Annotated in this window: 27 protein-coding genes; 14 read left to right on the top strand and 13 right to left on the bottom strand. The window is 72.7% G+C overall.

Annotated features, from left to right (window positions below; all coding sequences use genetic code 11):
- Window positions 1-37: 37 nt before the first annotated feature.
- Together ACFMQL_RS25350 and ACFMQL_RS25345 are read right to left on the bottom strand one after the other, a co-directional pair.
- Window positions 38-1324 (bottom strand): ArsB/NhaD family transporter, encoded by a 1287-nt coding sequence (locus ACFMQL_RS25350; protein ID WP_364056283.1) that lies wholly within the window; start codon window positions 1322-1324, stop codon window positions 38-40.
- Between the two features lie 224 nt (window positions 1325-1548).
- Window positions 1549-2004 carry a CBS domain-containing protein gene (locus tag ACFMQL_RS25345; protein ID WP_364056286.1) on the bottom strand — a complete coding sequence of 152 codons (456 nt, stop codon included), beginning with the start codon at window positions 2002-2004 and terminating at the stop codon, window positions 1549-1551.
- Between the two features lie 170 nt (window positions 2005-2174).
- Here ACFMQL_RS25345 and ACFMQL_RS25340 point away from each other — a divergent pair, with 170 nt between their 5' ends.
- Window positions 2175-3197, top strand: a complete 1023-nt coding sequence (locus ACFMQL_RS25340) for a histidine kinase (RefSeq protein ID WP_364056288.1) — start codon at window positions 2175-2177, stop codon at window positions 3195-3197.
- Window positions 3167-3844: a response regulator transcription factor gene (locus ACFMQL_RS25335; RefSeq protein WP_364056291.1), complete on the top strand. Its 678-nt coding sequence runs from the start codon at window positions 3167-3169 to the stop codon at window positions 3842-3844. The genes ACFMQL_RS25340 and ACFMQL_RS25335 overlap by 31 nt, the downstream gene beginning before the upstream one ends.
- 175 nt (window positions 3845-4019) lie before the next feature.
- Here the strand turns inward: ACFMQL_RS25335 and ACFMQL_RS25330 are convergent, their stop codons facing one another.
- Complete coding sequence (locus ACFMQL_RS25330; RefSeq protein ID WP_378787325.1) at window positions 4020-5132, bottom strand: NAD(P)/FAD-dependent oxidoreductase; 1113 nt, start codon at window positions 5130-5132, stop codon at window positions 4020-4022.
- Window positions 5133-5225: 93 nt separating this feature from the next.
- Here ACFMQL_RS25330 and ACFMQL_RS25325 point away from each other — a divergent pair, with 93 nt between their 5' ends.
- Both ACFMQL_RS25325 and ACFMQL_RS25320 read left to right on the top strand, forming a co-directional pair.
- Window positions 5226-5570, top strand: a complete 345-nt coding sequence (locus ACFMQL_RS25325; protein ID WP_364056297.1) for a helix-turn-helix domain-containing protein — start codon at window positions 5226-5228, stop codon at window positions 5568-5570.
- Window positions 5571-5663: 93 nt separating this feature from the next.
- On the top strand, window positions 5664-6197 hold the full coding sequence (locus tag ACFMQL_RS25320) for a hypothetical protein (protein WP_364056300.1): 534 nt from the start codon (window positions 5664-5666) through the stop codon (window positions 6195-6197).
- A gap of 367 nt (window positions 6198-6564) precedes the next feature.
- Here ACFMQL_RS25320 and ACFMQL_RS25315 read toward each other — a convergent pair whose 3' ends face one another.
- On the bottom strand, window positions 6565-7458 hold the full coding sequence (locus ACFMQL_RS25315; protein ID WP_378787324.1) for a MurR/RpiR family transcriptional regulator: 894 nt from the start codon (window positions 7456-7458) through the stop codon (window positions 6565-6567).
- Window positions 7459-7630: 172 nt separating this feature from the next.
- Here ACFMQL_RS25315 and ACFMQL_RS25310 point away from each other — a divergent pair, with 172 nt between their 5' ends.
- From ACFMQL_RS25310 to ACFMQL_RS25295, 4 genes are all read left to right on the top strand, one after another.
- The gene (locus ACFMQL_RS25310; RefSeq protein WP_378787322.1) at window positions 7631-9007 is read left to right on the top strand and encodes an MFS transporter; all 1377 of its coding nucleotides are present in this window, start codon (window positions 7631-7633) and stop codon (window positions 9005-9007) included.
- On the top strand, window positions 9004-9426 hold the full coding sequence (locus ACFMQL_RS25305; protein ID WP_364056309.1) for a GAF domain-containing protein: 423 nt from the start codon (window positions 9004-9006) through the stop codon (window positions 9424-9426). The genes ACFMQL_RS25310 and ACFMQL_RS25305 overlap by 4 nt, the downstream gene beginning before the upstream one ends.
- Window positions 9423-10640 (top strand): amidohydrolase family protein, encoded by a 1218-nt coding sequence (locus ACFMQL_RS25300; protein WP_364056312.1) that lies wholly within the window; start codon window positions 9423-9425, stop codon window positions 10638-10640. The genes ACFMQL_RS25305 and ACFMQL_RS25300 overlap by 4 nt, the downstream gene beginning before the upstream one ends.
- Window positions 10641-11037: 397 nt before the next feature.
- Window positions 11038-11826, top strand: coding sequence for an alpha/beta hydrolase (locus tag ACFMQL_RS25295; protein ID WP_378787319.1), 789 nt, complete (start codon window positions 11038-11040; stop codon window positions 11824-11826).
- A 218-nt stretch (window positions 11827-12044) separates the two neighbouring features.
- Here the strand turns inward: ACFMQL_RS25295 and ACFMQL_RS25290 are convergent, their stop codons facing one another.
- Entirely contained in the window at window positions 12045-12707 is a 663-nt protein-coding gene (locus ACFMQL_RS25290) for a GntR family transcriptional regulator (RefSeq protein WP_364056318.1), read from the bottom strand.
- On the bottom strand, window positions 12704-13825 hold the full coding sequence (locus tag ACFMQL_RS25285) for a CoA transferase (RefSeq protein WP_364056321.1): 1122 nt from the start codon (window positions 13823-13825) through the stop codon (window positions 12704-12706). Before ACFMQL_RS25285 ends, ACFMQL_RS25290 begins: the two co-directional genes overlap by 4 nt.
- A gap of 138 nt (window positions 13826-13963) precedes the next feature.
- Between ACFMQL_RS25285 and ACFMQL_RS25280 the strand changes: the two genes are divergently transcribed.
- Window positions 13964-15127, top strand: a complete 1164-nt coding sequence (locus tag ACFMQL_RS25280; RefSeq protein ID WP_378787317.1) for an acyl-CoA dehydrogenase family protein — start codon at window positions 13964-13966, stop codon at window positions 15125-15127.
- Window positions 15128-15130: 3 nt separating this feature from the next.
- On the opposite strand, the gene ACFMQL_RS25275 is transcribed toward ACFMQL_RS25280, so the two are convergent.
- The 4 genes from ACFMQL_RS25275 to ACFMQL_RS25260 all read right to left on the bottom strand — a co-directional run bounded on the left by ACFMQL_RS25275 (window position 15131) and on the right by ACFMQL_RS25260 (window position 17820).
- Window positions 15131-16204 carry a C45 family peptidase gene (locus tag ACFMQL_RS25275; protein ID WP_364056327.1) on the bottom strand — a complete coding sequence of 358 codons (1074 nt, stop codon included), beginning with the start codon at window positions 16202-16204 and terminating at the stop codon, window positions 15131-15133.
- Window positions 16201-16329, bottom strand: coding sequence for a hypothetical protein (locus ACFMQL_RS25270; RefSeq protein WP_378787315.1), 129 nt, complete (start codon window positions 16327-16329; stop codon window positions 16201-16203). The genes ACFMQL_RS25275 and ACFMQL_RS25270 overlap by 4 nt, the downstream gene beginning before the upstream one ends.
- Window positions 16330-16693: 364 nt before the next feature.
- The gene (locus ACFMQL_RS25265; protein WP_364056330.1) at window positions 16694-17359 is read right to left on the bottom strand and encodes a lytic polysaccharide monooxygenase; all 666 of its coding nucleotides are present in this window, start codon (window positions 17357-17359) and stop codon (window positions 16694-16696) included.
- 185 nt (window positions 17360-17544) lie between these two features.
- Complete coding sequence (locus tag ACFMQL_RS25260; protein ID WP_364056333.1) at window positions 17545-17820, bottom strand: hypothetical protein; 276 nt, start codon at window positions 17818-17820, stop codon at window positions 17545-17547.
- A gap of 187 nt (window positions 17821-18007) precedes the next feature.
- Here ACFMQL_RS25260 and ACFMQL_RS25255 point away from each other — a divergent pair, with 187 nt between their 5' ends.
- The gene (locus tag ACFMQL_RS25255; protein WP_364056336.1) at window positions 18008-18799 is read left to right on the top strand and encodes an SAM-dependent methyltransferase; all 792 of its coding nucleotides are present in this window, start codon (window positions 18008-18010) and stop codon (window positions 18797-18799) included.
- A 63-nt stretch (window positions 18800-18862) separates the two neighbouring features.
- A complete protein-coding gene (locus tag ACFMQL_RS25250) occupies window positions 18863-19855 on the top strand; it encodes an endonuclease/exonuclease/phosphatase family protein (RefSeq protein WP_378787313.1) in 993 nt (330 codons plus the stop codon).
- A gap of 181 nt (window positions 19856-20036) precedes the next feature.
- Here the strand turns inward: ACFMQL_RS25250 and ACFMQL_RS25245 are convergent, their stop codons facing one another.
- A complete protein-coding gene (locus tag ACFMQL_RS25245; RefSeq protein WP_364056342.1) occupies window positions 20037-20225 on the bottom strand; it encodes a hypothetical protein in 189 nt (62 codons plus the stop codon).
- A 470-nt stretch (window positions 20226-20695) separates the two neighbouring features.
- Between ACFMQL_RS25245 and ACFMQL_RS25240 the strand changes: the two genes are divergently transcribed.
- The 3 genes from ACFMQL_RS25240 to ACFMQL_RS25230 all read left to right on the top strand — a co-directional run bounded on the left by ACFMQL_RS25240 (window position 20696) and on the right by ACFMQL_RS25230 (window position 23267).
- Window positions 20696-21697, top strand: coding sequence for an ArsR/SmtB family transcription factor (locus tag ACFMQL_RS25240; RefSeq protein WP_378787311.1), 1002 nt, complete (start codon window positions 20696-20698; stop codon window positions 21695-21697).
- 60 nt (window positions 21698-21757) lie between these two features.
- Window positions 21758-22039 carry a hypothetical protein gene (locus tag ACFMQL_RS25235; protein WP_364056348.1) on the top strand — a complete coding sequence of 94 codons (282 nt, stop codon included), beginning with the start codon at window positions 21758-21760 and terminating at the stop codon, window positions 22037-22039.
- A gap of 142 nt (window positions 22040-22181) precedes the next feature.
- Window positions 22182-23267 carry a transglycosylase SLT domain-containing protein gene (locus ACFMQL_RS25230; RefSeq protein WP_364056351.1) on the top strand — a complete coding sequence of 362 codons (1086 nt, stop codon included), beginning with the start codon at window positions 22182-22184 and terminating at the stop codon, window positions 23265-23267.
- 4 nt (window positions 23268-23271) lie between these two features.
- On the opposite strand, the gene eccB is transcribed toward ACFMQL_RS25230, so the two are convergent.
- Window positions 23272-24681: a type VII secretion protein EccB gene (eccB, locus tag ACFMQL_RS25225; protein WP_378787308.1), complete on the bottom strand. Its 1410-nt coding sequence runs from the start codon at window positions 24679-24681 to the stop codon at window positions 23272-23274.
- A 27-nt stretch (window positions 24682-24708) separates the two neighbouring features.
- Window positions 24709-26094 carry a type VII secretion integral membrane protein EccD gene (eccD, locus tag ACFMQL_RS25220; RefSeq protein ID WP_364056357.1) on the bottom strand — a complete coding sequence of 462 codons (1386 nt, stop codon included), beginning with the start codon at window positions 26092-26094 and terminating at the stop codon, window positions 24709-24711.
- Window positions 26095-26179 lie beyond the last annotated feature (85 nt).

Here is a 26179-nt window from a genome sequence, read left to right as displayed (position 1 = left end):
CCCCTGATCTGACCCTGAGGCCGCCAGGGGCGCGGGATCAGGTGAAGTAGCGCAGCCAGACGTACAGCCAGGCGAGCGCGATGCTCAGCGCGGTGACGATGATGCCGTACCGGGTGAACTGCCAGAAGCTGATCTTGTGTCCGTTGCGCGCGGCGATGCCGAGCGCGACCACGTTGGGGCTGGCCGCGACCGCGGTGCCGTTGCCGCCGAAGTCGGCGCCGAGCGCGAAGGCCCACCACAGCGCCTGCCCGGCCTGCGGGTCGGTCGCGGCCTCGACGACGCCTTCCACGATGGGCGCGGTCGTGGCGACGTAGGGGATGTTGTCGAAGAACGCGCCGAGCGCGCCAGAGCCGAACAGCAGCGCCGTCGCGGCGACCAGGTAGTTGTCGCCCAGCACGTCCAGCGCCCAGGTGCCGATGGCGGCGATCACGCCGGTGTGCACGAGCCCCGCCACCATGACGAACAGGCCCATGAAGAACACCAGCGTCGGCCACTCGACCTCGCGCAGCACGTCGTCGACGTTCGCGCGGGAGACCAGCAGCATGACGCCGGCGCCGACGAGCGCCACGATCGACGGCTCGACGTGCACCACCGCGTGCAGCCCGAACCCGGCGATCACCGCACCGAGCACCACCAGGCAGCGCACCAGCAGCCGCGGGTCGGTGATGGCCCGCCGCTCCTGCAGCGCCATCACCTCGGCCACGTGCTCGGCGTTGTACTGGAACGAGTTGCGGAACAGCACCCTGGTGAACAGCACGAACACGGTGAAGATGAGCACCACGATCGGCGTCATGTGCACGAGGAAGTCGTTGAACGTCAGCCCGCCGCGGCTGCCGATGATGATGTTGGGCGGGTCGCCGATGAGCGTGGCCGCGCCGCCGATGTTGGAGGCCAGCACCTCGGCGATCAGGTACGGCCGCGCGCTGATCCGCAGCCGGTTGCACACCACGATCGTGACGGGCGCCACCAGCATGATGGTGGTGACGTTGTCGAGGAACGGCGAGGCGATGGCGGTGATGCCCATCAGCATCACCATCAGCCGGTAGGGCCGTCCTTTGGCGCGTTTGGCCGCCCAGATGGCCAGGTAATCGAAGACGCCTGTCTGCTTGATGATCCCGACGATGATCATCATGCCGAACAGCAGGAAGATGACGTTCCAGTCGATGCCCTCGTGCTCGGAGTAGAACACCTCCGCGCCCGGGATCAGGCCGAGCACGGCCATCAGCCCCGCGGCGATGAGGACGACTTTGACCTTGTTGACCTTCTCCGTGGCGATGAAGAAGAACGCCACGATGAAGATGGCCAGTGCGAGGAAGGCGCTCATCCGTGCCGCCCCGGCGGGCCGGCCTGCCCGTCGGCGGAGAGCCCGCGTTCAGCGGGTACGTATCGACAAAGCAGACATTCAACGCATGACGGAACAACGCAGTGAAGGGCGAACATGGCGAAGACCTTTCGGAGATGGGTGAACCGCCGCGGCGACACCGGCGGAGCACGCCCGGAAGGTCGAGGCGTGGCCGCGCGGCACACGCCGGGCGGGCCAAGGTTCTGTCAGTCGTCTGAAGCGAGGGCCAGGCAGGTGAGCAGGCGTTCGAGGGTGATGGCCCCCTCGAGCGCGCCGTCGCGGCCGACGACGGCGACGATGGGGCTGCGCAGCCGCGCCATCAGCGCGGCCACCTCCAGCAGCGTCGCCTCCAAGCGCACGGTCGCGGGGGTGACCGGATGCCGGGGCAGGCAGTCACCGACCGTCCGCTCGCCCAGCTCTCCCCAGAACACGTCGGCGTGGGCCTCGTCGATGGCCCGGCACAGGGCCGGGTCCTCCTGGTACGCCCCCGGCACCGCCAGCCGCAGGACCTGCGTCCCCGGCAGGACGCAGGAGGGCCGTCCCTGCTCGTCCACCACGATCAGGCCGGGCATGCGGCCCAGGGCCATGAGGCGGACCGCCTTGGTGACAGGGTCGCCGGCGGTGACGGTGGGCAGGTTCACGGCGATTTCGCTGGCATGCATGACATCCGCTATCTCTCCAATCCGGCTCCGCTCAAGTGTCGTGGCGGAAAGGGGGCCCGAACCATCGGGTCCGTCACCCATCTCCGCGGGGATACAACATGTAGGCGTGGGCTACGGATGAGGGTCAGCCCGGATGGACAACGAAGGCCCTAGACGAAGAGGCTGAGGCTATGAACGACCGCGTGGCCGAGGGGGCGGCGCACCGGGCGGTGCAACTGCCGCGCACACCGGCTCAGGCGCTGTTCCGGCGGCTGGTTGTCATCAACGGGCTGGTGTTCACGATCGGCACGCTCGTGCTGGCGTTCTCTCCCGCCACCATCTCATCGCCGATCGTCCTCGCGGAAGTGCCGGTGCTGCTCGTGGGGCTCGCGGTGATGCTGGGCGCGAACGCGCTGCTGCTGCGGCGCAGCCTGGCCCCGCTCGACGCGCTCACCTCGCTCATGCAGCGCGTCGACCTGCTGGGCACCGGCGACCGCCTGTCCGACGGGGGCAACAGCGACCTCACCCACCTGATCGACACGTTCAACGCGATGCTCGACAGGCTGGAGGCCGAGCGCAGCGCGAGCAGCGCGCACGCGCTGGCCGCGCAGGAGGGCGAGCGCCGGCGCATCGCCCGCGAGCTGCACGACGAGATCGGCCAGAGCCTGACCGTGGTGCTGCTCGGGCTGAAGCGTGTGGTGGACCGCGCGCCCGACGACCTGCGCGAGGAGCTCCACGCCGTGCAGGAGACCGTGCGCGCCAGCCTCGACGAGGTCCGCCAGGTCGCCCGGCGGCTGCGGCCCGGCGTCCTGGAGGACCTCGGCCTGCACAGCGCGCTCAACGCCCTGGCCGTGGACGTCTCGCAGATGAGCGGCGTGAAGGTGACCCGGTGCGTCGAGGCCGACCTGCCCGACCTCGGCTCGGACGTCGAGCTGGTGCTGTACCGGATCGCGCAGGAGAGCCTGACCAACATCGCCAGGCACGCCCACGCCGAGCATGCCGAGCTGTCGCTCAAGGCCGAGAACGGCCGGCTGGTGCTGCGGATCACCGACGACGGGCAGGGCGGCGCGCGCCAGGACGGCGCCGGGATCCGCGGCATGCGCGAGCGTGCCCTGCTGATCGGCGCCCGCCTGACCGTCGACTCACCGCCAGGCGAGGGCACGCGCGTGAGCCTGGTCATCCCATGTCCCGCGAATCGGAGCGCAACCTCGTGAACAAGACCCGGATCCTGCTGGCCGACGATCACGCCCTCGTACGGCGGGGGCTGCGCCTGATCCTCGACGCCGAGCCCGACCTCGAGGTGGTCGCGGAGGCCGCGGACGGCGCCGAGGCGGTGGCCGCCGCCGACGACGACAAGGTGGATCTGGCCATCCTCGACATCGCGATGCCCCGCATGACCGGGCTCCAGGCGGCCAGGGAGATCAACCGCCGGGCGCCCGGCATCCGCATCCTGATGCTCTCGATGTACGACAACGAGCAGTACTTCTTCGAGTCGCTCAAGGTCGGGGCGTCCGGTTATGTGCTCAAGTCGGTCGCCGACCAGGACCTGCTGGAGGCGTGCCGGGCCACCATGCGGGGCGAGCCCTTCCTGTACCCCGGGGCGATCACCGCGCTCATCCGCGACTACCTCCAGCGCGACCGCGAGGGCGAGCGCCTGCCCGAGAGCATCCTGACGCCTCGGGAGGAGGAGATCGTCAAGCTGATCGCGGAGGGCAACTCGGCCAAGGAGATCGCCGAGACGCTGGTCATCAGCGTGAAGACGGTCGATCGGCACCGGGCGAACATCCTGCAGAAGCTCGGGATGCGCGACCGGCTCGAACTCACCCGCTACGCCATCCGCGCCGGCCTCGTCGAACCCTGACCCGCGCCCGCCCGGGCCTCTGGGGCACGCCCCCGCTCTGGCCCGCGCCGGGGCTCCGGGGGCGCGCCCCCGCCACGGGCCCTCGCGGCCCTGACCCGCGTCCCCCGCCTGCGGATCCGGGGCCGCATGGCCCGCCCCCTCATCCCGGGTCATGCGGCCAGGCCCCTGATCCGGCTCAGGCGGTGGCGTCCGTGACGTCGAAGTGCGCGCTCGCGTACGTGGCGAGCATGTCGCGGCCCTTGATCTCCGCGGCGGCCTCGGCGCCGACGACCCCCTGGTCGGGGAGCTGGCCGGCGCCGCCCTCGGGGCCGAGCGGGACGAGGATCATCGGCGGCTGCTTCTCGTACGGGACCGGCTCGCCCTCGCCGGTGATGAGCGCGCGCAGGTTGCCCGCCAGCAGCTCGCCCTGCCGCCCGGCGTACGCGGCCATGTCGCGGTCGGCGTCGGCGATGTCGCCGATCGCGAACACCCGCTCCTGACCGCGCACCCGCAGCATCTCGTCCACCTGTACGTAGCCGCGCGCGTCACGGGCGGCGGCCAGCTCGCCGCGCAGGTAGTCGGTGCGCAGCTGCACGCCGAAGCAGCGGAACCACATATCGGCGACGAGCTTCTCCCCCGCTCCGGTCGCGATCGCGATGGGCGCCACCGTGGCGGGCGCGGCGGCGGGCAGCTCCCGCAGCGGGCTGCCGAGCTTGAGCTCCACGCCGATCTCGTCGAGCTGGCGGCGCAGCTCCGCGCGCAGCGACGGCTGGAACGGGCCGGGCAGGATGTCGTCGGACATGTCGGCGAGCGTGACGTGCTTGCGGGGGAAGGCCGCCTTGATCTCACCCGCCAGCTCGAGCCCGACCGGGCCGGCGCCGATCAGCAGCACCCGCTCCGCCTCCTTCAGCGCGTCGTGCGCGCGGCGCACCTCGGCCTTGGCGGCGGCCGCGTCCGGAGTGGCGATCTTGGCGGGGAACGGGTAGGCCGACCCCGTGGCCAGCACCAGGTAGTCGGGCTCCAGCGTGGTCCCCGACGCGAGCGTCACGCGGCGGCCGTCGGCGGCGACCGCCCTGTCACGCAGGAACCGGCCGTGCTTCAGCAGCCGGCTGTACGGCAGGAAGATCCGGTCCAGCCACTCGGGCTCGACCAGCGCCCGCCATGAGGCCACGTTGTGCACGAAGGCGTCAGACGGGTCGACGAGCGTCACGTCGGCGACATCGTCGAGCAGCTTGGCGACCTTGTGGCCGCCGTAACCACCGCCGAGCACCACGACGGACGGGCGGCTGCCCGCAGGCTTCTGGCTCATCAGCGAACTCCTTGCTAGGTATCGAGATGCGGCTAGGTTATTCATACCTACTTCGAAAATCAAAGCAGCAGTATTTCTGCTAGCGTTGAAGGCATGGCGGCACCGACGACCCACAACGTGGAAGCCTGTAATCGCCGCGACGAGGCGCTCACCCGCGCCTTCACCCTGCTCGGCAAGCGCTGGATCGCCGTCGTGCTGGGCAGCCTGCGCTCGGGACCGGCCGGGTTCCGCGAGCTGTCACGGGCCATCGACGGGGTCAGCGACTCCGTGCTGTCCGACCGGCTCTCCGAGCTGACCAAGGCGGGGCTGGTCGCCCGCAAGGTCGACGAGGGGCCGCCGGTCGCGGTGTCGTACGAGCTGACCGAGGCGGGCTGGGCGCTCATGCCGGCGCTCGAGCAGATCTCCCAGTGGGCTCACGACCACCTGCCACCCCGCTGACCACGCCCTGGCGCCGCGCCCTTGAACGCCCGGTTCTCGGTGTTACGTTGAGTCGAGGAGCGTGCCCGACACCCGCGAAGGACGTGGTCTCCCGTGCTCTACCTCTTCGGCTTCGATCGCATCGGCGTGGCCGTCAGCGACATCTTCTTCGTCGATCCCCAGCCCATGAAGGGGCAGGAGGGCGCCGAGCGCGGAGTGCGGCTCGAGCTGCGCAGGCTGGAGACGGGCGAGCTGAAGGGGTCGATCTACTCCGCCCGCCCGATCACCGTCGATCGGCCGATCTGGCGGGTGGACCTGCTGGAGTCGGTCTCGGGGACGCCCGGCAGCTTCGACCGTACGCACCACCACCCGGGCGTGAACGGCTGGGAGCCGGGGCGGCGGGTGTTCGACCCGCAGCTGTCGCAGGAGCCGCTGAAGTGGCTGCAGGAGCGGCTGTCGGACCTGGAAGGCGTGCTCGACCAGGCCGGCGAGCCGCGCGACACGGTGAGCGAGGCCGACGTCAAGGGGCTGCGCGAGCGCGCGCCCGAGATCGTGGAGACGGTCGCGCGGCTGCTCGACGCCGTCCGTTCCTCGCCCGTGCCCGAGGGCGCCGAAGTCGCGACCAGCGTACGCGCGAGCTGGCTCTGACCCGCCCGCACCCCATCGACCCGCGCCCATAGTGCGCCCACGGCCCGGCCTCCGCAATCAGCCGCCCGCCCCGTGACCGCAGCCCGCCGGGCCGCCGCCCGCATGCGCCCGCAGCCGCCCCTGCGGAGCGGCGCGCATCCGGAGCACCTGCCCCCTGCGGCCGGCCCTCGTTCTCAGCCGCCCGCCCCGTGACCGCAGCCCGCCGGGCCGCGGCCGTATGCGCCCATAGCCGCTCCCGCGTGACCAGCGTGCGCTTCTGAGCAGTTCTCATGCGGCTCGCTCGGGGCGGCGGGCCGATCCGCGAAGTCAGGCGGGGCAGCGGGCCGGTCCTTTGGAGCCAGGCGGGGCGGCGGGGCGGTCCTTGGAGTCAGGCGGGGCGGTCCGTGGAGCTGGGCGCGGGAGCGGGGCGGCGGTGCAGGAGTGAGAACTTCCCCCACATGGCCTCCGCCGCCTCGATGGAGGCCCCCGTACGCGCCGGGTCCACGGCGGCGAGCTGGGTGACCAGGGCCTGGGCGACGGCGATGCCGGCGGTCAGCGACGGGAAGAACGCCTCGCCCTCCGCCGGCACCATGACGACCTCCTCGGCGGCCTTGGCCAGGGCGGGGCTGGCGGCGTCGGTGACGGCGAAGACGCGCACGCCGCGCGCGCGGGCCTCGTTGGCGGCCAGGACGGTGCTCTCGTACAGACGCCAGAAGCTGATCGCGATCAGCACGTCGCCCTCGCCGATGGCGGCCATGGTGTTGGCGAGCTCGGCATCTCCCCCGGTGACGGCGGTGACCGGGTAGCCGGCCAGGCGGGCGTTGTGCGCGAGCGCGAGGCCCACGGCGGCGTAGCTGCCGTCGGCGACGATCACCGTACGCCGGGCCGCCGCGACCGCCTCGGCGATGGTGACGAGGACGCGCTCGTCGAGCCGCCGGTTGAGCAGGGCCAGGCTGTCGAGGTCGCGGCGCAGCGAGCGGGCGCTGGGCGAGCCGGCGCCCCGGTGCTCGGCGGCGACCTGGCCGGCGCTGAGCGAGGAGAGGTAGCGGGCGCGCAGCTCCTGCTGGAGCGCGGGCCAGCCGGCGAAGCCGAGCGCCTGCGCCGTGCGGGTGACGGTGGCCACGTTGACCCCGGCGAGCTGGGCCAGCTCCTGCGCCGACCCGAACGAGGCCCGGCGCGGCTGGGAGAGCAGCACTTCGAGCACGGCGGCCGACTTGCCGCGCAGCCCGCGCGCCGGCAGCCGCTCGCGCAGCCACTCCTCGAAGCTGTCGGTGCCTGTCACCCGTTCTCTCTCCTCACCGGCCGCTCGGCCGCTCTGTGGGCCTTCAGCCGGGAGCATCCTACGTGCTCCGGCTCCGCGAGTTTTGCAAAGAACATTGCAATTTTAGCGAAACGCACTATATGTTGCTGCGCAATCGACCTGCAGGGCCACAACCTGGTGAAAGGTGTGTTCGATGACCTTGTTGGCCCGTCTGGACCGGCTCCCGCTGAGCCGTCCTCACTACCTCCTCCTCCTGATCGGCGGCCTCGGATACACCTTCGACGGCATGGACTCCGCGGTCGTCGCGTTCCTGCTGCCGAGCGCGCAGGAGGCATGGAACCTGTCCAACGGGCAGCTCGGCATCATCGGATCGGCGACGCCGTTCGGGTTCCTGTTCGGCGCGACGGCGGCCGGGCTGCTCGGCGACAGGATCGGGCGCAAGAAGGTCATGATGTACGCGCTCGCCTTCTACGCCGCCTTCTCGGTGGTCGCCGCGTTCGCCCCCAACTACGAGGTGTTCCTGGCCGCCCGCGTGCTGGCCGGGGCGGGCGCCGGCGCGGAGAGCGCGATCATCGCGCCGTTCCTGTCGGAGTTCGTACCGGCCAAGCGGCGCGGCTGGTTCGTCGGCGCACTGTCGGGGTTCTTCTCGTTCGGCTTCGTGGCGGCGGCGCTGATCGGCCGGTTCGTGGTGCCGACGTTCGACGAGGGCTGGCGCATCGCGCAGATCATCACCGCGGTGCCCATCGTCATGCTGCTGTGGTGGCGGCGCTCGCTGCCCGAGTCGCCCCGCTACCTGCTGCAGCAGGGCCGTACGAGCGAGGCCGAGCAGGTGGTCGCCGACCTGGAGCGGCGCGTCGAGCGCGCCGTCGGCGGCCCGCTGCCCCCGGTGCCCGGCACCGCCGTCGCCCCTGCCGCCGAGACCCCCAAGGTGAACCTGCTCAGCGCCCTGCGCTACCTGTGGAGCAAGGCCATGGCCAAGCGCACGGCGGTCATCTGGCTGATCTGGTTCGTGATCACGTTCTCGTACTACGGGTTCTTCTCCTGGATCCCGACGCTGCTCGTGCAGCGCGGCATCACGGTCACCAAGAGCTTCGAGTTCTCGATCATCATCTACCTGGCGCAGATCCCCGGCTACTTCTCCGCGGCCTGGCTGTCGGAGCGGCTCGACCGCAAGAACACCATCGCCATCTACCTCGCGGGCTCGGCGGTCAGCGCGTTCTGGCTGTCGCAGATGGACTCGCCCGTCACGATCACGCTCGCGGGCGCGGTGCTGTCGTTCTTCCTGAACGGCACGTACGCCGGCGTCTACTCCTACACCCCCGAGGTCTTCCCGACCTGGATCCGCGCCACCGGCACCGGCCTGTCCAGCGCGTTCGGGCGGGTCGGCAGCATCCTGGCCCCGACGATCATCGGCGTGTCGGCGGCGAGCCTCGGCTTCGCCGGGGTGTTCGGCCTCACCACCGCCGTGCTGGTGGCCGGGGTGGTCTGCGTGATGGTGTTCGGGCTGGCCACCGCAGGGCGATCGCTGGAAGAGCTCACCGAACCCGCCACCGAGGAGGCGACCACGTGAACGACCTGGACGAGCTGGAGCGGCGCGTACGGGAGGAGGTGGGCGTGCGGCTGTTCACCGTGCTGGCCTGGGTGCCGCAGCGGCGCGCGCTGCGCCGCGTCCACAGCAGCCACCCCGCCGAGTATCCGGTGGGCGGCGAGAAGACCGTCGAAGTGGCCCAGCGGTGGCTGGCCACCTGCATCGAGCGGCGCGAGCCGTACTTCGGCCGCGACAAGGCCGCCGTACGGGAGATCTTCGCCGACCACGAGCTCATCGAGAGCCTCGGCTGCGGCTCGATCATCAACGTGCCCGTGCTCGGCCCGGACGGCGAGGTCGCCGCCGTGCTGAACATCCTCGACGCCGAGGGCGCCTACGACGACGCCTCGGTGGCCGCCGCCCAGAAGATCGCCAAGGATTTCACGTTCGGAGGTACCGCATGACCCTGCTGCTGCGCAACGCGCTGCTGCTCGACGTCGAGACCGGCGAGTACGCCGAGGCCGACCTGCGCTGCGCCGACGGCAGGATCGCCGAGACCGGGCGCGGGCTCACCGCGCCGGACGGCACCCGGGTGATCGACGTGGCGGGCGCGCGGGTCGTGCCCGGCCTGATCGACGCGCACGTGCACGTCACCGCCTCCAGCGCCGACCTCGGTTCCCTGCGGTCGAAGCCGCCGTCGTACGTGACCGCGCACGCCGCCCGCATCATGGGCGACATGCTGAGCCGCGGCTTCACCACCGTGCGCGACGCGTCGGGCGCCGACTTCGGCCTCGCCGACGCGCAGGCCGAGGGCCTGATCAGGGGGCCGCGGCTGCTGTTCTGCGGCAAAGGGCTGAGCCAGACCGGCGGCCACGCCGACTTCCGCGGCCGGGGCGAGCACCTCGACGACGACCACCCGTGCTGCGCGGGCGTCGGACGGGTGGCCGACGGCGTGGACGCCGTACGCACCGCCGCCCGCGACGAGCTGCGCAAGGGCGCGCACCACATCAAGGTGATGGCGTCCGGCGGCGTCGCCTCCCCCACCGACCGCATCGACTCCACCCAGTACTCCATGGACGAGCTGCGCGCCGCCGTCGAGGAGGCCGAGGCCGCGGGCCGGTACGTCGCCGCCCACGCCTACACCGCCCGCGCCGTCAACCGGGCGCTGGAGGCCGGGGTGCGCTCCATCGAGCACGGCAACCTCATCGACGACTCCAGCGTGGAGCTGTTCCTGCGGCACGACGCCTTCCTGGTGCCGACGCTGGTGACGTACTGGGCGCTGAAGGAGGAGGGCCGCGAGTTCGGGCTGTCGGAGAGCAGCTGGCGCAAGGTGGACGACGTGCTCGAAGCCGGCATCGTCGCGCTCGAACGCGCCGCGCGCGGCGGGGTGCGGCTGGCCTACGGGACGGACCTGCTCGGCGGCATGCACCGGCACCAGAACCAGGAGTTCCGGCTCCGCGCCGAGGTGCAGCGGCCGCTCGACGTGCTGCGCGCCGCCACCACGGGCGCGGCGGAGCTGGTCGGGATGTCCGGCGAGATCGGCACTCTCGCCGTGGGCGCCCGCGCCGACCTGCTGGTGCTCGACGGCGACCCGCTGGAGGACATCGGCGTGCTCGCCGACCCCGCCCACATCCGCCACGTGATCCAGTCCGGCACGCTCGCCGCATCCGCCACGTGATCCGGTCCGGCACCCTTGCCGCAGCCACCGCATGATCCGGTCCGGCACCCTTGCCGCAGCCACCGCATGATCCGGTCCGGCACCCTTGCCGCAGCCACCGCATGATCCGGTCCGGCGCCCTCGTCTGACCGACCGCCATCACCATCACCCCTCATCAGGGCCTGCGCCTCGACGGCACCTCCCGCCCTCCCCGGCTGGGCGCCTGCGGTGAATCGGGCGTGCCGGAAGGGTGCGGACGCGGAGGGAGGGGCGCGGGCGTGAAGCGAGGGGCCGGGGCCGGAGATGGCTGGGCCGACACGCGAAACCCTCCATGGGCGCGGAGCGCGGAGATCACCAGACCGACGTGCGAAGCCGTTCACGGGTGCGAGGCCGGGAGTGCGTGCGTACCGTGAAGGGCGTGACGACGCTCATGCGCACCGTCCTGGTCGTCGCCGCGGTGGCGGTCCTGCTCCTCGCCCTGCTGTGGGCGTTCCAGCGGCGGCTGATCTACCTGCCCGACGGCTCGCCCGCGCCTCCGGCGGCGTCGGTGCTGCCGGACGGGCGCGACGTCACGTTCACCACGAGCGACGGCCTGACGCTGTCGGCCTGGTACGTGCCGGGACGGCGCGACGTGACCGTGCTGGTGATGGGCGGCAACGCGGGCAACCGGCTGCACCGGGCGCCGCTGGCGAGCGCGCTGGCGGAGCACGGGCTCGGGGTGCTGCTCATGGACTACCGCGGCTACGGCGGCAACCCGGGCGGCCCCGACGAGGAGGGCCTGTTCCGCGACGCGCTGGCCGCGCGCGACTGGCTCGGCGACCGGCGGGTGGTGTACTTCGGCGAGAGCCTGGGCGCGGCGGTCGCGACCCGCCTGGCCGTGGAGCGCCCGCCGCTCGGGCTGGTGCTGCGCTCACCGTTCACCGACCTGGCGGCGGCCGGTCAGGTCAACTACCCCTTCCTTCCGGTACGCGCTCTCCTGCGCGACCGCTTCCCCGTCACCGAGCGGGTCGGCCGGGTGCGCGCCCCGGTCGTCGTCGTGTACGGCACCGCCGACACGATCGTCCCCGCCCGCCTGAGCCGCGCGGTCGCCGAGGCCGCCGGCGCCACCGTCGTCGAGATCCCGGGCGCGGGGCACAACGACCTCGTCATGCTGAACGGCCGCGAGCTGGTGAACGCCGTGCTCACCCTGGCCGGCCGTTCCGCCTGAACGTCGCGGGGCCCGCCTGAGCATCGCGAGACGGCGGGGCGTCACGGGAAGGTTCTCCTCCCGGCATCGCCAGGGGCCGGGTGCCGCCGTACGATCCGCTGCTGAGCGCCTGACCCGGCAAGCGCCTCTCGACGCCGACCCCGTGCGGAAAGCCCCCCCGCGCCGAAAAGCCCGGCGCCGGCGCTGGAAAGCGCCCCGAGCGGATGCGCGCCTGCGGGTCAGGTGTCGAGCAGCGGGGCGAGGGCGGTGACGGCGTGGGCGCGGTGCACGTCGAGCGTGGCCACGGCGTCGTCGGCGGAGCGGCGGCGCAGCGCGTCGAGCGTGGCGCGGTGCTCCTTGATCACCCGCTCCCTGTTGCCCGGCTCGCCGTAGTACATCGACCGGTAGGCGTCGGTGGAGTCCCACAGCGTACGGATCAGCCGGACCAGGCGCGGCATCCCCGAGCAGTCGAACAACATCATGTGGAACGCCCGGTTGGCGGCGGCCATGGCCGCGACGTCGCCGGCGGCGGCGGCCCGCTCGACGTCGTCCTGCGCGGCCTCGAGCCGGGCGAGGTCGTCGTCCGTCAGCCGGGGCACCGCCCGGCGCACGGCCTCCTCTTCCAGCAGCTCCCTGATGCGGTAGACCTCGCGCAGGTCGTCGAGTGAGAGCGTCTCGACGAAGTAGCCGCGATGGGCCTCGTAGGTGACCAGCCCTTCGCCCTGCAGCGTCTTGAGCGCCTCGCGCAGCGGGACCCGGCTGACCTGAAGCTCCTCGGCCAGCGCGTCCTGCCGGATGGGCGCGCCGGGGCGCAGCCTGCCGGTGGTGATGGCCCGCCGCAGCTCGCCCAGCACGAACTGCTGGGCCGTGGGCGGCCTGCGTCGTGCCTCGTCCGGACTCACCGCCCCAATATCTCACGAACCCACGCCTCGTCCTGCCCGAGCGCGGGCGGCCTGCGGCGGTAGGAGGGCGGGGTGGCGCTGAGCCGCAGCGGGTTCGCGACCTGGCCGACGCCGTCGATGTCCACGGCGGGTTCGAGTCCGAGACCGGCGGCGAGCGAGAACGCGGCGGCCAGGTCGTTGATCGGGCCGCACGGCACCCCGGCCTCGGTGAGCCGGGCGAACCACTCGTCGGCCGTGCGCTCGGCGAGCGCCGCGTTGAGCTCGGCGACGAGCGGCTCGCGGGCGGCGACGCGATCGGCGTTGGTGGCGTAGCGGGGGTCGCCGGCGAGATCGGGCCGGTCGAGGGCGGCGCACAGGGCGCGGAACTGGCGGTCGTTCCCCGCGGCGATGACGATCGGGCGGTCGGCGGCCTGGAACACCTCGTACGGCACGATGCTCGGATGCCGGTTGCCCATGGCGCGCGGCACGACCCCGGCGGCGGCGTACGCGGAGGAGTGGTTGGTGAGCGCCGACAGCAGCGACGACAGCAAGGACACCTCGATGCGCTGCCCTTCGCCTGACCGGTCGCGGTGGCGGAGGGCGGCGAGGATGCCGAGCGCGGCGTGCAGTCCGGTGATCACGTCCACCAGCGCGACGCCCGCCTTGGTGCCGGGGCCTTCCGGCTCGCCGGTGACGCTCATCAGCCCCCCGACGGCCTGGGCGATGAGGTCGTAGCCGGGCAGGCCGGCGCCCGCCCCGGACCCGAAGCCGGTGATGGAGCAGTAGACGAGCCCGGGGTTCAGCTCGCGCAGCGCCTCGTAGCCGAGCCCGAGCCGGTCCATGGTGCCCGGCTTGAAGTTCTCCACCAGCACGTCGGCCCGCGCGGCGAGGGCTCTGGCGACCTCGATGTCCTCCTTGAGGTCGAGCGCGATGGAGCGCTTGTTGCGGTTGACGCCCAGGAAGTACGTGGCCTCGCCGCCCGCGTACGGCGGCCCCCAGGCCCGCGTGTCGTCGCCGGTGCCGGGCCGCTCGACCTTGACCACCTCCGCGCCCAGGTCGGCGAGGAGCATGGTGGCGTAAGGACCGGCGAGCACCCGGCTGAAGTCGGCGATCAGCAGCCCCGACAGCGCCCCGCTCATGCCGGCGCCCCCAGGTAGACGGTGACGGCGCGGGTGCAGACCCGGCGGCCGGCGATGAGATGCAGAACGTCCATGGTCAACGCACCCTAACTATGCCATATTGGATTTTCAATATTGGATCCAAAATACGGAGACGCCATGTTCGCACCCACCGCTCTCTTCTCCCTCGACACCCTGCTGACCGAGGAGGAACGCGAGATCAGGAGCACGGTCAGGCGCGTGTGCGACCGCGAGATCCGGCCGCACGTCGCGGGCTGGTTCGAGGCCGGCGAGCTGCCCGCGCGCGAACTGGCCCGCACGCTCGGCTCGCTCGGCGTGCTCGGCATGCACCTCGACGGGTACGGCTGCGCCGGCATGGGCGCGGTCGCGTACGGGCTGGCCTGCCTGGAGCTGGAGGCCGCCGACTCGGGCCTGCGCAGCCTCGTCTCCGTGCAGGGCTCCCTGGCCATGTACGCGATCTGGAAGTACGGCAGCGAGGAGCAGAAGCAGGAGTGGCTGCCCGCGATGGCGGCCGGCGAGCGCATCGGCTGCTTCGGCCTGACCGAGCCCGACTTCGGCTCCGACCCCGGCGGCATGCGCACCACGGCCAAGCGGGAGGGCGGCGACTGGGTGCTGAACGGCACCAAGATGTGGATCACCAACGGCTCCGTGGCGGACGTGGCCGTGGTCTGGGCGCGTACGGACGAGGGCATCAGGGGCTTCCTGGTCCCGGCCGGCACACCCGGCTTCACCGTCAACGAGATCAAGCACAAGCTCTCCCTGCGCGCGAGCGTGACCAGCGAGCTGGTGCTGGAGGGCGTGCGGCTGCCCGCCGACGCGATGCTGCCCGGCGCGCGCGGCCTGTCGGGGCCGCTCGGCTGCCTGAACGAGGCCAGGTTCGGCATCGTGTTCGGCGCGATGGGGGCGGCGCTCGACTGCCTGGAGACGACGCTCGCGTACGTGGCCGACCGCGAGGTGTTCGCCAGGCCGCTGGCGTCGTACCAGCTCACCCAGGAGAAACTCGCGGACATGACGCTGGAGCTGGGCAAGGGGCTGCTGCTCGCGGTGCACCTGGGCCGGCTGAAGGAGGCCGGGACGCTCGCGCCCGAGCAGGTGAGCCTGGGCAAGCTCAACAACGTGCGGGAGGCCCTGGAGATCGCCAGGAAGTGCCGCACGCTGCTCGGCGCGAACGGCGTCACCCTCGAATACCCGGTGATCAGGCACGCGGTGAACCTGGAGTCGGTGCTCACCTACGAGGGCACCTCCGAAGTCCACACGCTGGTCATCGGCAAGGCGCTGACCGGCATCGGAGCCTTCAAGTGACGCTCAGAACGTCCGCCAGGTCGCCTCGGTGACCTGGCAGGGCCCGCCCTGATGCACCCGCAGATGCCCGGCGGGCAGGTCGAGCCCGATCGTGGCGAGCGTCTCCCACCGCTGGTTGAGCGGCTGGGTGAGGTCGGGGTGCGCGCAGACGGGCGCGTCCGGCGCGTGGCTGAGCATGGCGAGCGCCCGCGCGTGCTGGTCGGGGTCGCGCAGGTCGTCGACGTGGTCGCGCAGGTGGCGCAGCCGGTCGTAGGTGCCGGGCCGCGAGGTGGCGTGCCGCTCCCCCGCCGCGAGCGCGGCGTCGTGGAAGTGGTTGCAGTGCAGCAGCACGCCGTCGGGTTCCGGCGGGATGACGGCCACGCCCGCCGGGGAGATCTCGATGGACGCGGCGTCGTTCCCCTCGTCCGAGGCGGTGACCACGGTGATGACGGTCGAGGCCGAGACCCGGGCGGAGCGGGCGATCTCCGCCGCCTCCGCCACCGTGGCCGCCTCGTCGAGGATGCGGCGGGCGATCAGGTGCACGGGCACGCCGATGTCGTCGGTGTCGGAGTCGTGGCGCAGGATGTTGAAGTGCACGCCGAGCCCGGACGTGGCGGCTCCGATCTTGGCCAGCGCGCCCGCCTCGGTGAACGTGCGCACGACGTGACCGGGGCGCGGCTCCAGCTCCCACAGCATCGGCGCCTCGCGCAGGTGGTCGTGCCAGTCCCAGGTCTGCACCGTACGCGGCGGGCCGCTCTCGGGCAGCACCACCGAGGTCGAGCACTCGCCGTGCCCGGTCGCGTCGATGGCGGCCAGGATCTCCGTGCGCGCGTTGACGACGGCGACCTGCCACGGCTCAAGGCCGGAGCCCGCGGCGATGCCCGTCATCTCCTCGGCCAGCTCGGGCGCCCAGTCCGCGCTCGCTTCGAGTGCCCGCTCGGCCCACGCGCGCACCTGTTCGGGGGTGGCGCCGGCGACGGCGAACAGGTCGGTGTAGCCGGCGTAGTTGGCGGCGATGCGGTCGCGCAGGTGGGTGCCGAGCTCCTTGCCACGAGCGCGGGGGTCGATCTGGCTGGACGAGAAAGCAGGAAAAGTCATGATGCACCCATCAAGTCGGCGAGCCGCGGGTTGCGGGCGGCGAGATCGGCGCGGACGCGCGAGTACCGTTCGGCGTCGATGCCCTGGCTCAGCTTGAACATGGCCTTGACCGACCGTACGTCCACGCCGAAAGCCACTACCCCGGGCAGCAGCGCGCGGAACCTCTCGCGCGAGACGGGCGCCGGCTCCCAGCGCGGCGAGCGCGGCGATCCAGCGCGGCCGAGGCGGCACGGCCGAGGCGGGGCGCGGCGGCTGCGCGCGCCGGGGCCGGCGTACTGCGCGCCTCCCGCGTCGGCAGTGCGGCCACGCGCCGGCCGACCCGCCCATCACGGCCATCGGCCTGCGGCCCGAGAAGGCCGGCCCAGCTGCGCCGAGCTGCTGTTCGAGCCGCTGCCGGGGCCGCACAGGCGGGGGCGGAACGCGTCCACCCCATCGAGCCGGCGGTACGCGCCTCCACGAGCCCCCGCCCGTAGCGGCCAGGCGAGCGCGTCAGCTGAAGGTGACGTCGCTGCAGAGGTAGTAGACCTGGTCCATGTGCGAGGCCTGCCAGATCGTGTAGACGACGTGGCGGCCGGTGCGCGAGCCCTTGTCGATGCCGGTGACCAGGTACTCGTTCGCGGGGGCGTACCGCTGGGTCTCCCTCACCAGCTCCAGGTCGCTCCAGCGGAGCGGCGTGGTGGTGGCGTCGTAGCCCTGCTTGGTGATGTAGACCCTGATGTAGTCGGCGCCGTGCAGCGCCTGGTCGTACAGCCGGATGTCGAACGTGCTGCCGAGGCTCGTCGTCTTCCACGCGCCCGGCGTGTCCATCGAGCGGTAGCGGCCGCCCTGCGTCTGGCCGGCGCTGCAGAGCTGGCCGTCGGGCACGGCGGCCTGGTGGTTGCCGCCGACGTTGTCGCGGTAGAGCCCGTTCCAGTTCCACATGGCGTTGGGGTCGTCCTGCCACGCCTGCCAGCACATCGGGTCTTCCTGCGCCATGGCGGGGTTCAGGTGGTCGCTGCCCCAGCGGTCCCAGCAACCGTAGTTGCGGGTGGCCGGGTCGATGACGGAACCGTGCGCCGAGGCGGTGCCGGTGAGCGGCACGAACAGGATCCCCAGGGCGGAGAAGAGCAGGATCAGGGCACGCGACGCCCTGCGACGACGTGGTGCTTGGGGCATAGTGCGGTCTCCGTGTTTCCGGTCGGGGGTTGCCGGTTGCTGGGAGCGCTCCCAGTGGCGGACGGTATCTGACGGCGGACGTACGGCCAAGTGACGGCGGATTGTCAACCGCGCCCGCCCTCTGTGACCCCGGGGGTTGAGCTGGGGAAAGGGCTTTCCCGATATTGCTCAGGAAGTTGAAACTTTCAGGGAAGATCGCTTGGTAGCAAGCGCGGCACGGAGCGTGACGCAGCCGGATAAGGTGCCGCGGAGAAGACGATGACGCGCTGCCCGCCCGCACACAGCTCGGCGACGCGGTCCATGACCATCGTGCCGCCCAGGTTGAGGTCCGGCAGCAGCACGTCGGCGGCGAGCGAGGTGCAGGTGGGCACGGTGGAGCCGCGCCCCGGCGACCGGGTGGCGATCGCGAGTGAGGGGGCGCTCGACGCGCTGGGCGCGGAGCGGCTGGAGGTGCTGCTCATGGCGGGCGCGTCGCCTGCGGCCTGCCTGGATCGCGTCTTCGACGGAGCTGACCGCTCAGGAGCGCAGACGAGATGGCCGCTCAGGAGCCCAAGGGCGACGCCACGGTGATCGTCGCGGAGTTCGTGACCGCCTGAGCCGCAAGGGCTGATCGCGGAATCAGCCTGACTTGCCCGTAAGATCCTCGGTGTGAGCGCACCCCACGGCATCAACCCGAACATTCCTCACTCCGCCCGGGTCTACGACTACTGGCTCGGTGGCAAGGACAACTTCGAAGCCGATCGCCGGGTGGCCGAAGCGACGATGGCCGCGGTGCCGGGCATCCGCGAGAGCGCGCGGAACAACCGGGCCTTCCTCGGCCGGGCCGTGCGCCACCTCGCGCAGCTCGGCGTGCGGCAGTTCCTCGACCTGGGCACCGGCATCCCCACCCAGGGCAACACCCACGAGGTGGCCCAGGAGGAGGCGCCGGAGTCGCGTGTGGTCTACGTCGACAACGACCCGATCGTGATGGCGCACGCCAGGGCCCTGCTGACCAGCACGCCCGAGGGCCGCACCGCGTACATCGAGGCCGACGTCCGCGAGCCCCGCTCGATCCTGGAGCACCCCGACACGCTGGCCACCCTCGACTTCACGCAGCCGATCGCGCTCGTCATGGTCGCGATCCTCATGCACATCCCCGACAGCGACGACCCCGAGGGCCTGGTCAAGGCGTACACGAAGGCGCTGCCGTCGGGCAGCTACCTGGTGCTCAGCCACCTGACGCTCGACCTGATCGACAAGAAGACCGCCGACGACTACGTGGCGGCGACCAGCACGCAGGCGATGCACAGGACGCCGCGCACCGGCGAGCAGATCAGCCGCTACTTCGACGGGTTCGACCTGCTGGAGCCGGGGCTCGTGGCGGTGTCGCAGTGGCGGGACACGCCGCTCTTCCCCGACGAGCCCGCCTGGATGTACGCGGGCGTGGGCCGCAAACGCTAGACGCCGTCCCTGGCGCGGCCGGGCATCGGCGAGTTACCTCCTCTGGGACGGGACGACGACGAAGTGAGCACGACGGTCGGCATCGAGCGAGCCGCGAGCGACGAGGCGCCGGTGCCGCGGCGACGGCGGCGCAGGCGGTGGATGTCGTGGACGGCGGCCGTGGTGGTCGGCGTGTGGGCGGTCGAGCGGCTCTTCGGGTGGGAGCGCGGCTCGTTCGACACCCAGCTCATGACCGTGACGCCGTACGGCGCGGTGCTTGCGGCGCTGACCGCGATCGTGGCGCTGCTGCGCCGCAACCGGTGGGCGGCGCTGGTCGCCGCGCTGGCGAGCGTGACGATGGCCGCCGTCGTGGCGCCGCGTACGGTGGCCGCCGAGCAGCCGCCGGCCAAGGGCGCGCCGCTGCGGGTGCTGTCGGTCAACCTGTTCGGCCGTGCCGACGCCGCCGCCGTGGTCGCCCTGGTACGCCGCTACGACATCGACGTCTTCAGCGCCCTTGAGCTGACCCACGCCGAGGCGGACCGGCTCGACGCGGCCGGGCTGCGGGAGCTGCTGCCGTACCGGGTGCTGCAGCCGGAGGCCGACGTGACGGGCAGCGGCATCTACGCCAAGCATCCGGTGGCGGAGCTGAAGGACCTGTTCACGCCGATCGGGCACAACATGCCGGCCGCCACCGTGACGCTGCCCGGCGGGAGCAGCGTGGAGTTCGTCGCCGTACACCCCAACCCGCCCCTGGGCCGCAAGGAACGGGAGTGGACGGCGTCGCTGCGCGCGCTGCCCGGGCCCTCGCCGTCGGCGATCAGGGTGCTCGCCGGGGACTTCAACGCGAGCCTCGACCACCGCGCCTTCCGCGAGCTGCTGGACAGGGGGTACGTGGACGCCGCCGACCAGCTCGGCCGGGGCCTCACGCCCACCTGGCCGAACTTCCGTCCGATGCCGCCGATCATCTCCATCGACCACGTGGTGGCGGACCGGCGGGTGGCGGTGCGCGACGTCGAGGTGGTGGACGTCCCCGGGACCGACCATCGCGGCGTGTTCGCCGAGCTGCGACTGCCCTGAGCCCAGGTGTGGCCTCTTGCCGGGCCCGCCGCCTCGCGGGCGGGGTCCGCGGGCACCCGCCCCTGCGCTCCAGCCGGGTGGGGTCCGCGGGCGCGCGCCCGCGCTCGTACCGGGCGGGGACCGATGAGTGCGGAGCGCCCGCTCCCCCTGGCGGGAGCGGGCGCCGTCGTGCTGCGGAATGTCAGGCCGCGCTCTCCTCGGCCACTCGGGGGAGCACGTCGAGATCGTACGCTCCCGACTTGACGGCCGCGGTGAACGCCTCCCAGTCGCGGCGAGGAACCTCCAGGACCACATCCGGGTGATCCACGTGGACGACCTCCACGTGGTCGTTGATCCGCTTCGCCGCGACGCGGCTGGCGTCAGGTGTCATCTGCAGCACTCCTCTCGGTGCGTTGCGGGCTCGCCCCGGCCGCCCGTTCGCAGGGCGGCCGGGGCGGTTGCCGGAAGGCTTTCATCCCGGCGCGCCGTACGCCACCCGTCGGCCCGGCATTCGGTGGAAAAAGCCATCACGCGGTGGTCCGTCTTTTGACCTCGGTACAACAAACGGTTTCCGCGGTGCGGCGGTGGCCCGGAGAGGCGGCCGCGCCCCACGAGGACGTATGACCCAGCAGGGGTTGTAAGCCGCTTTTAAGGCAAAAGTTAGCGGCGTGGCGTAACTTCCCGCACCGACAAATCCGCCCGCCCCTTTGCAGGAGGCGCGGGCGATGAACGCCGCCTCTCCGCCGAAGGGATGCCACGAAAGGTGCGGCACTTAGCCCCGTGATTCGCCCGCTTTATTGATGTTTCGAGCTTCGTTGAAGCATTCCTCCGCCGATGTCTTCTCTGTCTACAGTCCTACCCGTGGGGGCCGAAGTAACAAGGACCAATGCGTGGAGCGAACTGATCATCGGCTCCACACCGCAGCTCTCCATCTCGATCTCGCCCAACCTGACGGCGCTCGCCATGCTCGCCGACGCCCTCGCCGGCCGCCGCCGCGGCCTGCCCGAGCTCTGGCGGCGGGCGGTCGGCGCGCGGGTCGGCCCGCTCGGTCATGAGGCCGTGCGTCCCCTGTCGGTCCCCGGATCCGCGCTCGCGCCCGACTTCCTGGTGCCGCGCTCCCCCTCAGGCGGCGACTTCACGGTCGCGGCCCAGATCGCCGCACTTCAGGAGCTCGAGCCCGACGCGTTGATCAAGGATCTCGAGCGTACGTACGGGCCTGGCACGCCGCCCCCGCAGTGGCGCCCGGTCGTCGAGCGGCCAGACCTCTGGCTGCACGGCTACGCCACCGCGCTCGCCGACGTCTGGAGAACCACCGAACCGCTGTGGAAGCGGGCCCGCCGGCTGCTGGACAGGGAGGTCGAGCGGGTCGGCGTGACCACCGTGCGCGGCGGGCCCGAGCTGCTGCTCGGCGCGATCAGCGACCGCATGTCCTACGGCGAGCGCGGGCTGGTCTTCTCGGGTGTCGCGGCCGGCACGTACGAGCTGGGCGACCGGCGGATCGTGCTGGTGCCGATGCTGGCCGGGCGCGACGCGCTCATCCTCGGCCTTGACGACCCCGACGCCGTCTGGATCGCCTACCCGGTGCCGGGGGCGGACTCCCTGTGGCGGCGGCCCGTCGCACCGGCGGTGGACGAGTTGTCCGCGCTGGTCGGGCCGGTCCGCGCCGATCTGCTCTGCGCGCTGGAACAGCCGATGACGATGTCCATGCTGGCGACCGACATGAAGATCGCGCCCAGCGGGCTGACGTACCACTGCGACCGGCTGCGCGCCGGGCGGCTGATCACGAGGGAGCGCCGGGGGCGCGAGGTGTGGATCGCCCGCACCCACCGGGCCGAGGAGCTGCTGGAGCTCTTCCGGCGCTGAGCCCAGGCGCCGGGAGTGTGAGGCTGTGTGTAAGGGCTGAGGGAAGGAGAGTGCCTGGGGATGGCGCTCACGTTCCACCGCGACGCGCTGGACGACTGCGGCGCGGCGGCGAAGTCGGCCTCCGGGGTCTTCGCCGGGCTGATCGGTACGGACGCCCCGGAAGCGGCGGCCTTCGGGACGGTCTCGGGATCGCAGGCGCTGGCGTCGGCGGTCTCCGCGCTGCGCGGCGCCGCCGAGCAGGCGGCCAAGACGCTCGGCCGCAGGCTGGAGGCGGTGGACCGCACGCTCGACGCCGTCGATCGCACGTTCACCTCCGCCGACGGCCAGGCGGTCAGGCGATGACCCCGGCGCGGCCCCGTACGGGCAGGACCAGGACAGGCCGCGCAGGCGGTCAGGCGATGACCCCGGGGCGGCCCCGTACGGGCAGGACCGGGGCAGGCCGCCAGGGCGGCGAGGCGATCACGTCACCGGAGGTGGCGCCGGCATGAGCGCGATCGACGACGTCGGCGGCATGCCCGGCGGGGCGGAGCTGGCCGGGCTCGCGCAGCGGCTGGTCGGCGACCCGGGCGCGATCTCCGCGCAGGCGGGCGCCTTGCGCACCGCGGCGAGCACGGCCCGGCGGCACACCGGCGCGCTGACCTCCGCGACCGGTGACGTGAGCGAGGCCTGGCAGGGCGGCAGCGCCGAGGCGTTCGCAGGCTACATGGGCAGGCTGACGGGTGCGGGCGACCGGCTGGCGCAGGCGCTGGAGACGGCGGCGGGCCACCTGGAGACCGCCGCCGAGACGCTGCGCGCCGCCGAGTCGCAGGCGCAGGAGGTGTGCCAGGCGTACGCCGCCGCCGTACGCGAGGCGCGCGCGGCCACCCCGCCGCCCACCGAGGAGCAGGTGGCGCGGAGCGTCGCCCCCGCGCTGAACGAGGCGCGCGGCATCCTGCAGCGGCTGGTCACCGAGACCGGCGGCACGCTGGCGAGCCTGGCGAGCAAGATCACCGAGGCCATGGAGGGCATCCCCGACGTGGGCGCGACCGTGCCGGAGCCGGACGCGCAGCCGTTCGCGCCCCGCGCCGGGCAGGCGCTCGGCTGGTCGCCGGCCTCACGCGGCGACGACCGGGGCACCTCGCTGGCCGGGTACGGCGGTGGCGGCACGACGGGCGGCTTCGGCGGCTACGGCCCGAGCGGTCCTCCCCCGCCCGGCGGCGGCCCCGCGCCCCAGGGCCAGGTGGCCGTCTGGATCGACCAGGCCATCGAGATCCTCAAGGCTCACGGGTACCCGGCCGACAAGATGCACCCGAACGACATCTACCTGATCATCAAGCACGAGTCGGGCGGCAACCCGCACGCCATCAACAACTGGGACTCGAACGCGGCCAGGGGCACCCCGTCGAAGGGCCTCATGCAGACGATCGACCCGACGTTCCAGCGTTACAAGCTGCCCGGACACGACGACATCTACAACCCGGTGGACAACATCATCGCGGGCGTCCGCTACGCGATCGCCCGCTACGGCTCGGTGTCGAACGTGCCGGGCGTCGTCGGCATGAAGACCGGCACGGGCTACCGGGGCTACTGACGGGCTACTGATCGGCCCGGTCGCCGTCGAGCACCGGCTTGGCGGCCCGCGCCGGGTCGAGCACCGGCCCTTCGGGGATGAGCTGGAGCAGGTTCAGCGGCACCGGCGCGGCCTGCGAGGGCGCGTAGCCGAGCTTGCCGAGGGCCTGCGCGCTGGGCACGGCGTGGCGGCGGCCCTCCTGGGTGATGAGGTAGTAGGAGCGCACGGCCTTGAGCTGGCCGTCGCCGGGCAGCACGCCGGCCAGGACGGCGCGGCCCGGCGGGAGGCGTACCAGGTCGGTGGCGTCGCCGCGCGGTGCGGGCAGCGCGGCGCCGGTGGTGAGGCGGACGCGGGTGGAGCCGGTGTCCGTCTCGGCGTACACCACGCAGAGCGGCCTGGCCGGGCTGTAGGCGATCATATCCGGCATCGTGGCGGGCAGGCCGTCGGCGGGCACGGTGGTGCGCGAGCGCGGCGCGGCGTTGGCGGTGGCGGCGTCCACGGGGATCTCCCTGACCGCGCCGCCGCCGTACGCGGCCCTGCTGGCCGGGTCGCTGAGCAGCAGCGCGGCCTGCGCCTGCGTGACGGGGGCGAGGCCGTCGGCGAGCAGCACGTACCAGCGGTCCTCGCCGCCCGCGACCGCTCCTGCGCGGAACACCTGACCGACGGCCGCCGCCCTGCCGCCCGGCCCGGTGGCGGGGCGGCCGCGTCCGCTGATCGCCGGGGCGGCCAGATCGGGGCCTTCCGGCAGCGCGTTGAGCCAGGCCACCGGTACGGACGCGGGGTCGGTGGCGGTGAGCCCGCGGGCGATGCCGGCGGGCACGCGCATGCGGGTGCCGCGCCAGATGGCCCACCGCTGCCCGCCGACGTCCACCAGCAGCGCCTGTCCCTCGGCGACGGGCGTGCCGCCGACCTCGCGTCCGGCGATCAGCGTCACGTACGGCTTGCGCCCGGTCGGCTCGGCCCGCTCCTGCACGCAGGCCGACCAGGGGCCGCGGGCCAGGTGCTCCGGGCCGGGCAGCGAGTCGGGCGCGCCGGGGATGCCGATGGGCACGCCCCGCTCGTACGAGGCCAGCGCCTCCCGAGCCACGACCCGCTCCTTGATCTGGCCGGACGGCAGCACGAGCCGGGCGGATGCGTAGTTGGCGACGGGGACGAGGCGGCGCTGGTCGGGGCTGTAGACGTAGCGGGCGCCGGTCTCGCGTTCGATGATCAGCGTGCCGGGCTCTTCCAGGGACGCGGTGCCACCGGGCCGCAGCAGCCCGTAGACGGCGAAGCCGACGCAGAGCAGCACCGCCACCATGATCCCGGCGAGGAACCCGATGGTCTGGCGGCGCAGCGGCCACTCCGGCTGGTTGGGCCGGCCGTGCAGCAGCGCCAGGCCGATCCGCTGGATGGTGAGGCGGTAGGCCTGGTAAAGGTCACGCCGGCTGTGCAACTGCGCCCTCGCTCCCGTTCACGGCCGCTAGCTGACCAGGCCGCGGATGGTCTCGTACAGGTTCATGACGGCGAGCGCGAGCGGGATGAGGGCGATCATCAGCAGGATGTCGAAGATGTCGCCCACCCGGCCCCAGAACGGCGACGGCCGCGAGGCGGCCAGCCAGAGCGCCGTGCCGGTCACGCCGAGCGCGAGGACCACCACGCCGGGCACGATCGCGTACAGCAGCAGCGCGTCGGCCGCGGTCAGCGCGGCTCCGGCGAGCGGCAGCGCCACGCCGGCCAGGGTCGCGGACAGCAGCCAGGCCCGCTGGCCGCGTCCTTCGAAGACGCGGGCCCGCATGAGCAGCGAGAGCGACAGCGCGGCGCTCATCACCAGCGCCGCCCAGGTGCCCTCCAGCGTCAGCAGCGCCTGCGCGCCGAGCACGACCAGCGACACCGTGCCGAGCAGCCCGGCACAGAAGCGGTCGGCGACCACGGTCTTGTCGATGACCAGCTCGCCGTCGAGGTCGCCGGTCTCGCGCCGCAGCTCCTCGGCCGTGGTGGGCAGCGCGGGCAGCGGCATGCCGGCCAGCCGGAACGACAGCGACGGGACGACCGTGGTGAGCCCCACCGCGAGCGCGGCGAGCACCGCCGCCACACCCGCCGCGGGCAGGCCGAACGCCATGACCACGCCGGCGCCGAGCAGCCCGCAGAACGCCGCGGCGGCGATGCCGAGGAAGGCGGGCAGCCCCTGCGCGACCGCGAACCCGGTGGCGGTGGCGAGCATGAGGGTCACGCCGCAGGCGGACAGCAGGTTGTCCGGCTGGAGCACCGACGGGCCTGAGGCGGGGGCGACCAGGCCGGCGACGAAGCCGTACGGCAGGGCGGCGTAGCCGAGCACCGCGCCGGATCGGGCGTCGCCGAGCGCGCGGGAGAGCGCCACGGCGACCACCAGCAGCAGCACCGCCACGATGCCCGCGACCAGGGCGGCGGGCGTCCACGGCGGCCCGGCGAGCGGCAGCGCGGCGGCGCCGGGCGCGAGCAGGCAGGCGGCGGCGCGCAGGCCGTACGTCCTCGTCAGATCGGGCTGCCAGCGGCCGGTGCGCTCGGCCACGCCGGTCGCCACGGCGTCGGCCACGTCGTCGAAGACGGGCTCGGGCAGCTCGTGGCCGCGCGGGCGCAGGTGCAGCAGCTCGCCGTCGCGCACCTGCAGCTCGGCGAGGGTGACGCCGGGGTCGAACGGCGGCCCGCCGAGCCGCTGCAGCGCCCAGCCGCCGTGCGCCAGGCCCGCCTCGGCCAGCCCTTCGCCGGCGATGCGCAGCACGGTCGGCAGCAGGTTGCCGAGCGGGATGTCCGGCGGCAGGCCGAGGTCCAGGAAGCCGCGCGGGGTCACGATGGTGACCCGGCACAGGTCGGTTCCGGTGGCGCTCACCCGGACGAGTGTAGGGAGCGCGCTGTCGTGACGGCGGGCGTAACACGTACAGGAATTTTGAAATATCCGGCATATCCCTACGTCA

This window comes from Nonomuraea fastidiosa, assembly GCF_042751225.1.
Classification (GTDB): Bacteria; Actinomycetota; Actinomycetes; order Streptosporangiales; family Streptosporangiaceae; genus Nonomuraea; species Nonomuraea fastidiosa.
This window is presented reverse-complemented; position numbering and strand designations above follow the sequence as displayed.